Source organism: Chitinimonas violaceus, assembly GCF_052601015.1.
Genome location: NZ_JBQXDJ010000003.1, coordinates 1 through 10,882 on the forward strand (window position 1 = coordinate 1; position 10,882 = coordinate 10,882).

5 protein-coding genes and 2 pseudogenes are annotated in these 10,882 nt (G+C 48.7%); 3 read left to right on the forward strand and 4 right to left on the reverse strand.

Annotated features, from left to right (window positions below):
• A partial coding sequence (locus ACUHMQ_RS01730; protein ID WP_445293718.1) for a hypothetical protein occupies positions 1 to 284 on the forward strand: 284 nt, incomplete at its 5' end.
• A 45-nt stretch (positions 285 to 329) separates the two neighbouring features.
• On the opposite strand, the pseudogene ACUHMQ_RS01735 reads toward ACUHMQ_RS01730, so the two are convergent.
• The 4 genes and pseudogenes from ACUHMQ_RS01735 to ilvD all read right to left on the reverse strand — a co-directional run.
• Positions 330 to 494 (reverse strand): annotated as a pseudogene (locus ACUHMQ_RS01735) (transposase); the annotation flags it as partial.
• A 378-nt stretch (positions 495 to 872) separates the two neighbouring features.
• A pseudogene (locus ACUHMQ_RS01740) lies at positions 873 to 1,604 on the reverse strand (IlvD/Edd family dehydratase); the annotation flags it as partial.
• A gap of 193 nt (positions 1,605 to 1,797) precedes the next feature.
• Entirely contained in the window at positions 1,798 to 2,640 is an 843-nt protein-coding gene (locus ACUHMQ_RS01745) for a hypothetical protein (RefSeq protein ID WP_445293719.1), read from the reverse strand.
• 162 nt (positions 2,641 to 2,802) lie between these two features.
• Positions 2,803 to 4,656, reverse strand: a complete 1,854-nt coding sequence (ilvD, locus tag ACUHMQ_RS01750) for a dihydroxy-acid dehydratase (protein ID WP_445293720.1) — start codon at positions 4,654 to 4,656, stop codon at positions 2,803 to 2,805.
• 975 nt (positions 4,657 to 5,631) lie between these two features.
• On the opposite strand from ilvD, the gene ACUHMQ_RS01755 reads away from it, so the two are divergent.
• Entirely contained in the window at positions 5,632 to 7,926 is a 2,295-nt protein-coding gene (locus tag ACUHMQ_RS01755) for a zinc-dependent metalloprotease family protein (protein WP_445293721.1), read from the forward strand.
• Between the two features lie 662 nt (positions 7,927 to 8,588).
• A complete protein-coding gene (locus tag ACUHMQ_RS01760) occupies positions 8,589 to 10,814 on the forward strand; it encodes a zinc-dependent metalloprotease family protein (RefSeq protein ID WP_445293722.1) in 2,226 nt (741 codons plus the stop codon).
• Positions 10,815 to 10,882: the final 68 nt, after the last annotated feature.

Here is a 10,882-nt window from a genome sequence, read left to right on the forward strand (position 1 = left end):
TAGAGTTGGATGAGCCTACGCGTGTCCGTTGGCAGATTCCCTACGTATCGATCAACGTAGACGGCCTGGACGTAACCATCCGCGAACAGCCCAAACGCGGGCTGGGTCGAAACGAAGTCGCCATCGGAGACATGGTTGGGTTCCGGGACCGCGACCACAATGAACGGGTAGGCCGCATCGTACGCATGAATGACAAGACAGTGACGCTGCAGGTTGATGGGCATCAGTGGCGCGTGGCCTACGAACTGCTCCATCGTTTCATCGAAGCACGGCGCACGCCATAAACCCGAAGCGCCTGCCGTGGATAGATGCTGCTCGCCGGGGGTTTACTGATGTTGACGCACCCAGCCGTGCAAGGTTGCCGCAACACACCCTATCTTGGCAGCGATGGATTCGATGGCAGCCCATTCGGATTCATACTCTGACCGATGTTCAAAAACCATACGGACAGCGCGTTCTTTGACTTCTGGCGAATACTTGGTTGGCTTCTTCATAACTCCATTCTCTCAAGAAATGGAGCCTCCTCACTATCCGGGGGGATTCACCATCTAGTGAAGCAGCAATAGCTCCGAGCGGTGTATTGGGTATGAACGTATCTTGGGGGCAGGTGTGCCAGAACAATGCTCGGGATCTTGCAATGTTGGCCATTATTGGTCCTGCAGTGCTAGTTTTTGCGTAGGTGAGCACAAAGGTGGGTTCGAGCTTGATATACAGGTAGGTAAGCGCTGCAGCTGTAAGGGTTATGGTTAAGGCGCCAAAAACGGCAAGAAATGAACGTAGTCGCATCGTATCTAACTCGAGACTTGAAGAAAGGGGAGCATATTCCGACATTGCAATGACGCAATAGGATTTTTGCTTCCCCTTGCTCTGTCTTATCTGTTGATCTGTTCTATCTGACTCACATCCCGTACCGCGCCGGTATCAGCACTGGTGGTCATTGCTGCGTAAGCGCGTAAGGCTGGGGAGACGATGCGTTGCCTATCTACGGGCTTCCAGGCATTGGGACCTAGGGCTGTCATCTTGATACGGCGCTGGGCTAGTTCCTCGTCGGTGACTTTGAGGTGGATAGTCCGCTGAGGAATATTTATCTCGATGATGTCGCCTTCTTCAGCAAGACCGATAGAACCACCTTCTGCGGCTTCAGGCGAGACATGGCCAATCGACAAGCCCGAGGTACCACCGGAGAAGCGACCGTCGGTGAGTAGAGCGCAGGCTTTACCGAGTCCTTTAGACTTCAAGTAGGACGTGGGGTAGAGCATTTCCTGCATGCCAGGCCCGCCTTTAGGACCTTCATAGCGGATCAGCACCAAGTCGCCTGCGATGATCTTGTCGGCCAGAATTGCTGCAACGGCGTCATCCTGACTTTCGAAGATGCGAACCTTACCGCTGAAGACCAGGATGGATTCATCCACACCGGCGGTTTTGACGATACAGCCGCGCTCGGCGATATTCCCATAAAGCACTGCCAAGCCACCATCTTGCGAATAGGCGTGTTCCTTGGATCGGATGCAGCCATTGGCGCGGTCCAGGTCGAGATCTGGATAGCGCATCGATTGCGAGAAGGCGATTGTTGTGGGTACACCGCCTGGTGCAGCACGATAAAACTTGTGGGTGTCGAGGCTTGCTGCAATTTTCTTTTGATGGAACAAAGTATAAGCGGTCCCCTCTTTGGGTGATTTTCCCATTACCATATTTCAAGTGGCTTGAGGCTTATTGAATATGCAAATCAGAGAGGGACCGGTTGAGAAGCAAACAAATTGTATTCTGATCATAAAGAGAAGTGACTTCACCACTCTTCTATAGAAAGCGTTCAATTGTTTTTGCTGATGGAGGATGGCCAACTCGATAGAGATAGCCATAGTCTGCATTTATATAGATATCTTCTATGTTTTTGGGGATATCCTGGAAAGCTGCAAGTTTGCTATTTTCGATAAAGAATGCATTGACGCCTGAGATATTGCAAGCGGCCAGTGTATAACCAGCTGGCGATAATACTTGATCAAATGCAGTGACAGATGCTCCAAAATAGTCTGTGCCATCCCACTGATGCTGTGGATTATAGGCAATGCGGAAATTGATGGGTGGAGGAAATTTACCATTGTATTCACAAATAATGACGCTTGGACGTTTTCCTGTTTTTAGCAAAGCTTCAAGAATGTAAATATCGACACCATCTACATCTAGACTAAAAAGGTCAATATGGTTAGTACCTAGTTGTGTACAGGAACGTTCAAACAGTTCATTGGCATTTTCTGCTGTAATCCAGGCTTTATTAAAGAATAGCCGATTGCTGTTCTGCGGTATGGTAATTGCCAAGTCTTCTCCGCCTACCCAGGCACCACGGTGGCCATGAATAAGCATGTTAACTGTATTATTTTCCAGACCATTGCCTACGCCGAATTCAACAAAAGTCCAAGGTCTAGCTAAGTTAAACCGCTTGATAATTTCCAGAATGATTCCATCCTCTCCGTTTTGAGAAAAATACTTAGCGGAAGCTCGAACGAGAGGGTTGGGATGTTTTTGTTCAAATGCATATCTGACTTCTTGCTGGCGACTGTTAAGAAATCGACTAACTTCTAAATTATTTAACGCGTGAATAGTTGCGCTATAGGTAGCTTGGGCGAGTTCTTCTGCGGTCATTTTTATATGAGTCCTATAAAGAAAGTGAAGTTCATGCAGCTAAAAAATACTTACTTCTGAAATTAGCCAGAGACTATCTTATAGCGCTTTTCCTATTTGTAAATAGAATTGTTCTGATTGCTGACCCATTATTGGTCAGTGCCTTTTGTTGTGTTTTTTTGCTTAATGTTCTATCTGACTCACATCCCGTACCGCGCCGGTATCAGCACTGGTGGTCATTGCTGCGTAAGCGCGTAAGGCTGGGGAGACGATGCGTTGCCTATCTACGGGCTTCCAGGCATTGGGACCTAGGGCTGTCATCTTGATACGGCGCTGGGCTAGTTCCTCGTCGGTGACTTTGAGGTGGATAGTCCGCTGAGGAATATTTATCTCGATGATGTCGCCTTCTTCAGCAAGACCGATAGAACCACCTTCTGCGGCTTCAGGCGAGACATGGCCAATCGACAAGCCCGAGGTACCACCGGAGAAGCGACCGTCGGTGAGTAGAGCGCAGGCTTTACCGAGTCCTTTAGACTTCAAGTAGGACGTGGGGTAGAGCATTTCCTGCATGCCAGGCCCGCCTTTAGGACCTTCATAGCGGATCAGCACCAAGTCGCCTGCGATGATCTTGTCGGCCAGAATTGCTGCAACGGCGTCATCCTGACTTTCGAAGATGCGAACCTTACCGCTGAAGACCAGGATGGATTCATCCACACCGGCGGTTTTGACGATACAGCCGCGCTCGGCGATATTCCCATAAAGCACTGCCAAGCCACCATCTTGCGAATAGGCGTGTTCCTTGGATCGGATGCAGCCATTGGCGCGGTCCAGGTCGAGATCTGGATAGCGCATCGATTGCGAGAAGGCGATTGTTGTGGGTACACCGCCTGGTGCAGCACGATAAAACTTGTGGGTGTCGGAATCTGCTGGTTGGCGTACTACATCCCAGGTCTCGATTGCGGTACCCATATCTGGGCTGTGTACAGTGTGGACGTTACGGTGAATCAGACCGGCCCGGTCCAGTTCCGCAAGGATGGCAAATACACCGCCAGCCCGATGGACGTCCTCCATATGGTACTTCTGGGTAGCGGGGGCAACCTTGGCAAGGCAGGGTACGCGGCGCGATATGCGATCAATATCGGCCATTTTGAAATCGACACCCGCTTCATTGGCGGCAGCCAGTAAATGGAGCACCGTATTGGTCGAGCCACCCATGGCAACATCCAGGCTCATGGCGTTTTCGAAGGCTTCCATTGTAGCGATGGACCTGGGGAGTACGCTGTAGTCGTCTTGCTCGTAGTGGCGTTTGGTGAGTTCCACAATGAGCCGGCCTGCTTTAAGAAACAGTTCCTTACGGTCGGCATGGGTGGCCAGTGTCGAGCCATTGCCGGGTAGTGATAATCCCAAGGCTTCTGTCAGGCAGTTCATAGAGTTTGCCGTGAACATACCGGAACAAGAACCACAGGTAGGGCATGCGCTGCGCTCTACCGCTGCAACCTCTTCATCACTTACTTTGTCGTTTGCTGCTTCCACCATGGCATCGACAAGATCAAGCTTACGAGTTTCCCCGTGCCAATTAACCTTACCCGCTTCCATTGGCCCGCCTGAAACGAATACGACTGGAATATTCAACCGCAGTGCTGCCATCAGCATGCCGGGGGTGATTTTGTCGCAGTTGGAGATGCATACCATGGCATCGGCACAGTGGGCATTAACCATGTACTCGACTGAGTCAGCAATCAGGTCACGACTTGGCAGGCTGTAAAGCATTCCACCGTGTCCCATTGCAATGCCGTCATCTACCGCGATGGTGTTGAACTCCTTGGCTACACCGCCAGCACGTTCTATTTCGCGTGCTACAAGCTGACCAAGGTTTTGTAGGTGTACATGGCCTGGAACAAATTGGGTAAATGAATTGCATACGGCAATGATGGACTTGTTGAAGTCACCATCTTTCATGCCGGTAGCGCGCCAAAGGGCACGGGCGCCGGCCATATTGCGGCCGTGAGTAGTGGTGTGCGAGCGGTAGACGGGCATGGAGTGAATCCTTAGCGCGATCGGGGAGCGCAAAATCATTAATCTTTGGATTGACGGCCCGGCGATACGGGTGGAAACGGGATCGTAACAAGCGGGGATGGGTGCTGGGTAACGAACCACGCCAGGGTACTGGCGCTGCATTTCACGCGTCTTGACGACCGATTGTAGCGTGAAAAAAGTGCATTAACCTTTTTCCCGCCAAGCTGCTAACAACGGATATCCCTATGGCTATTGCAGTGTAATGTTGGATGGACCGATGCAGCACTTGTTCGTAGTGGTGAGGTATTAGGAACTTGCTGACGCTTTTTACTGTGCAATTATGGCCAGAGTTCGTGTGCTGCTCGAAAGCTCTCATAGGACTTTGAACAGGCGCTAAAAAATTTTGCAGCCTCTTTTAGCCAAACGCATTCCGGTTTCTGCGCTGTGCTCCCCCTTTTCATTAAATTCCAATGTCATTAACCCTTGATAGGCCTTCCGTTCATCCGATTCTGTGATGCGAATGACCCTTGTTCTCCCTCTTCTATATGAGTGAAAACCCGTAGCCAGCCTGTAGTTCACTCCATTTTGCGTTACTCGCCTGATTCCACAGGCTTTCTCAACCGTGAAAAGTACAGTTGATCGGCTTGCTGCTTTGTTGGATAAACCGTTGTCATATTTCTATGTCATAAATGATGGATGGTACTGAGTTGGGTCAACCTTTCAGCCAAACACTTTGAATGAGATGTAGCGAGTGCTTCTAACCCGCTCTGTTACCAGTTGCTGTTTGTAGGAGAGAGGTATTGCAATAAAGCGCTGTTAGGGATTGCTGGATTGAACATTTGTCCAGGTTGTGAAAGTGGTGGCGAAGTAAGAGAGATTGCGATCCATCAGCAGGGTTATCAGTTCTCTTATTCAATAGGTTGTTGTTTTATGGCTCCTTAGGTTTTTTAAATAACAGGTTCGGTAACAGATTTTTAGGTAAAAAGGATTTTGATTATGCGGTCAACTTCGGTGGTCTTACTTTCGTGCCTTTTGGCACAATTTCCTTTACAGGCAAGTGCTGCGACAGAGCTATTTGCCGATTCGCCATCACAAATGGCGGACCAGGTAGCTTTAGATGTACCCGTCGCTGCGTATAAGAAGCAGGTGACTAGGAAACAAGTGACTGGGATACCTAATCTGGCCGAATTATTGAAGCTGATACCAGGATCAGAAATAAAGCTTCCTTTACCTGTCTGGCCTAAGCCAGGCTTGATGAAGATAGAAAAGGTCATCATCAATCCAGACCTGAGCGTAACCCTGGGCGGTTCAATTAATGATTTTGGTTCATATGCCAAAGCACATTTAACGATTGGCTTATTTGGTAAGAATATTACTGGTGGTATTGATTCCAGCATCGGTCAATACACTATTAGTGGCAGTATAAAGGGACTCACAATCGCTCGTTCGGAGCAGAATGATTGGCTCCCAGACATGGATGATACTTTCGCTGCGCCTAACCTCAACAAGAATGAAGGGGTTGAAAGTCAAGCCATGGTTTCAATGGATACCATAGCTACAGCAGCGGATTCAGAGGTTGAAATTGATGTGATGGTAATTTACCCCAGACGCTTTACTGTTAGGGAAAGAGGCCAACCAGATACACGTGTTGCCGCTCTAATTAACCGTACCAATCAAATATTCAGCGATAGTGGAGCTCATACCCGGTTTCGCTTAGTTAAATCTATGGAGGTAAATAGAGATGATTTACATGTCGATGAAGGTGGTTTAAATCGATTTAACAATATCTTAAAAGATAGTACCTCTGACATTGCTAGAGTACGGAAACAATATGGGGCAGATGTGGTGGTGTTTGTGCAGCCTCCTTTTAATACGGCGGAGAAAGGCTGCGGTGGCGCATGGCCGCATGGATTATTGAGCCAATTCAATCCGGATAGTGGATTTGCAATTGTTTCAGATGGACCGATGCTAGGAACTAAATTTGGTTGCAGTGATGACACTATGGCGCATGAATTAGGCCATGTTTTAGGTCAGCAACATGATAGGGCGCATGGTGGTCGTGCAGGTGTACACCCATATAGTGCCGGGTATGGTAGTTCTGATGGTCTGTATGGCGATGTAATGAGCTACTCGCAGAATAAGGTTCGTTTGTTCTCTAACCCAAGTCTGAAGTGTACAAATGGTACAGCTTGTTATGTAGCGGGCGAAGACCCTGATACAGCATCTGACTCGGTAAGATCGATAAATCAAACTCGTTTACTGGTTGCTAACTACATGCCTAAGGCAGACGGTACTGGCACCAAGCCTACAGGCGGCGGTGGTACAGGCACCAAAACTGGTGGTGGTGGAACTGGTACGAAGCCCGGTGGTGGAACAACTGGTACGGGTACTAAGCCGACTGGTGGAGCAGTGGTCCCAACGTTGGTAGCAGATAGTCAGCAGCAGTTGACGATCTCGATGCCGCGAAACAGCAGCAAGACCATCACGCTGACTGCTGGTGGAGTACAAGGTCGGCAATATACGATGGACATTATTACCCAGCATCCCTACGTTGTTCAGCCGAAAGTGGCACATTGGAATGCATGGCAGCTGACGGGAACGAAGCAGTCCTGGCAGGAAACGATCAATGCCGTTGGTTTCCCAGGCAATGCGAAAATTAGCTACACCATTAAAGATGTGTTGGACCCAAGTAAATCCACGACAATTTGGGTGAATGTTAAAGTGACGGATACTGGCACTGGCACTGGCACTGGCACTGGCACTGGCACTGGCACGGGTGGCGGTGGTTCAAACCAAAATGAGTTTGATCCTAGCAAGATGTACGTCAGCGGTGATCAGAGTCAGTTCCAAGGCAAGACCTATACCTTCGTTGTTATGGTAAATGGTGAATGGGTAACTGGGCCGATGTCGAAGAACTTTCCGATATCGGGTCAGGTATCCTCGCCAGAGAAGCACTATCGGTCGGGTGACGGCAGGTTTGTAGCTTATTGGACCACGCAAAAAGCAGGGTCTGGCACCAGTTCGGGTGGCGTTGGTTCAAAACAGAATGAGTTTGATCCTAACCAGATGTATGTCAGCGGTGATCAGCGTCAATTCGAGGGCAAGACCTATACCTTCGTTGTTATGGTGAATAGTGAATGGGTAACTGGGCCGATGTCGAAGAACTTCCCATTCTCGGGTCAAGTGTCCGCACCGAATAAACACTTTCGGTCGGAGGATGGCAGATTTGTGGCCTATTGGACTACACAAAAACTGGTGACGATGAGCGACGAGGCGGATAGCACCAACTAAAGCCAAATGACCTTTGGCTCACGGTGTAATGATCCAAATGGTCAGTAGTTCTTTCGGGGGTATCTCTCAAGTTGTATACGTGTGAGAGTCCCCCGATTTGGAATGTTGGTACGGCAGCTTAATTCAGCTGTGTTGTAGCCGGAAGTACCCGCCTGCTCTCAATTAGTCGTGAACAGGTCATAGAGCTTAAGTCTGGCAGCCCCATTCACAGTGGGGCTGCCAGATTGTTTCAGGTTGCCGACCATTCCCCTTTTCGGCGTACCGTGATTTTCCATCCCCATGTGTTCCTACTGGCCGGAAAACGTGGCTGTCGGGTCCAGCACTTCATCTGTCCATTCATCTTTTTTTTCTGAGTTTCTTCCAGGCGGAATGCCTCTTCATTGCAATCACCGACTGGCGGTATAGATTAAATTGAACAGTCGGGTAATGAATCATTTTATTTTGCATTGATAGTTGTGATACGTGCCATTGAACAACATGGAACGGGCATTTTGAGCAAGATTTGTTGCCAAGGTAATAACTTTGCTTTGGTTGATTAAATTTACGTGCTGAATTGAGTTGTTGGTATTTAGCTAAGTTTTCTATTGGGTATTTGGTAAATAACTATTCTGCAGAAGAGGTGTTATATGCGATCGAGCTCGAAGGTCCTATTATCAGTTCTCTTGGCTCAATTGCCATTTCAAGTAAATGCCGCGACCGAGTTATTTGCCGATTCCCCATCCCAAGTTGGTAGTGTTGCTGCAGACGTGCCTAAAGCCGCTTTTAAGAAGCAGGTGACCAAGAAAGAGGTGACAGGTGTGCCAAATTTGGCAGCACTACTAAAACTTGTACCAGGGTCAGATATTAACCTGCCACTACCTGGCTGGCCAAAGCCGGGTGTGATGAAAATCGATAAGGTAATTATTAATCCTGATCTCAGTGTTACCTTAGGGGGCTCGATTGCTGACTTTGGCACATATGCCAAAGCACATTTAACGATTGGCTTGTTTGGGAAGAATATTACGGGTGGAATTGATTCCAGCCTGGGGCAGTATCGGATTAGCGGCAGCGTGAAAGGACTAACTATCAGCCGGTTGGAGGAGAACGACTGGATTCCAGATCCTAATAATACATTTCCTGCAGCTCTGATCAAACAGAGTGATGGAGTTACAAGCGAAGCGATGATTTCGATGGAGGCAGCAGTAGCAGATAAAGAGTCTGAAATTGATCTGTTGGTAGTATTTCCCAGAAGGTATAGTCTGGCACAAAATAGTCAACCAACGACTCGAGTCAATTCATTGATAAATCGTACCAATCAGATTTTTAAAGATAGTGGGATTAATGCCAGATTTCGTTTGGTTATGGCTTGGGAGTTGGTTAGGGATGATATTCATGTCAATGAACAAGGACTAGACTTATTAGGAAATCTAGTAAGAGATGAAAACTCAGATATTTACAAAATGCGTAAGCAGTATGGGGCCGATATTGTAGTGCTTTTGCAACCACCCGTTAGTAAAGAAGTGGAAAAAGGTTGTGGTGTTGCGCCAGGTATAGGTGGAATGAGTCAATTAATCCCAGAGAATGGATTTACCATTGTTTCTGATGGCGATATTCCCAACGTAGCACGTTGTACTGACGATACTATGGCGCATGAGCTAGGCCATGTCTTAGGCCAAGCCCATGATCGAATTACTGGCGGCAAGCCGGGTGTGCATCCTTATGGTCTTGGATTTAGAACAGCTGATACGATGAATGGCGATGTTATGAGCTATGCGCGTAACAAGGTTAAGTTGTTCTCTAACCCTAATTTAAAGTGTGCAAATGGTGAACCGTGCTACGTAGGTGGTGAGGACCCTAGCAAATCATCTGATTCTGCTCGTTCAATCAACCAGACCAGAGTACTGGTCGCCAATTACATGCCAAAGGTGGATGGTACAGGAACCAGTCCCACACCTACCCCGACACCTACTCCAACACCAGTACCAACGCCGACCCCTACACCAAAGCCCACGCCCACTCCAACGCCTGTCCCAACACCTACTCCGATACCTACACCAACGCCTATTCCCGGGCGTGGTGCAGTTATCCCCACGTTAATGGCTGACAATCAACAACAGCTGACGGTTTCTATTCCACAAAACAGCAGTAGGAACATCACGCTGACTGCGGGTGGGGTCCAGGGTAGGCAATATACGATGGACATTGCGTCCCAAAACCCTTATGTCGCACAACCGAAAGTAGCGCGGTGGGGAGCTTGGTCGCTTACTGGTACGAAGCAAACTTGGCAGGAGACGATAAATGCAATTGGTCCAGGCAGTACACGGATCAGTTACACCATCAGAGATGCAGTGGACCCCAGCAAGGCGGCGACGACCTGGGTGAGTGTTATGGTGACTGGCACTGGCACCGGCACCGGCACCGGTTCGGGGACGGGGGGCGGTGGTACTAGCCAGAATACGTTTGATCCAAATCAGAGCTATGTAAGTGGTGACCTGCGTCAATTCGAGGGCAAGACCTATGTCTTTGTTGTGTTGGTAGATGGCTTGGAATCGAAGACGAGAGCGATTTCAGGAAGGGAATGCGCACCGCAAAAGAGCTGTAAGCTATCTGATAGCCGAGTCATTGCGTATTGGACCACGTACAAAGGAGGCACTGGGACAAGTAGTGGTGGTGGGACTGATAGTGGTGGCTCGAACCAGACTACCTATGATGCAAATCGTATTTATTCGAACGGGCAGAGGCTCGATCTGGGCGGTAAAACCTTCACGTTGATCCTGTTGCTGAAGGGTAAGCAACTGCCCGACCAGACCTATTACATGAGGGGCAGCAGCTGTATGCCTCAGCAATGTACACGTGAGAATCCCGTTACTTTGGAAGACGGCTATTCTGCTTATTGGGCAGTGCAATAGTAGTGAAAAAGTTAAGGATCAATCTGGCAGCTTTGTACAGGCTGCCAGATTGATTGAGTTTCTCGACG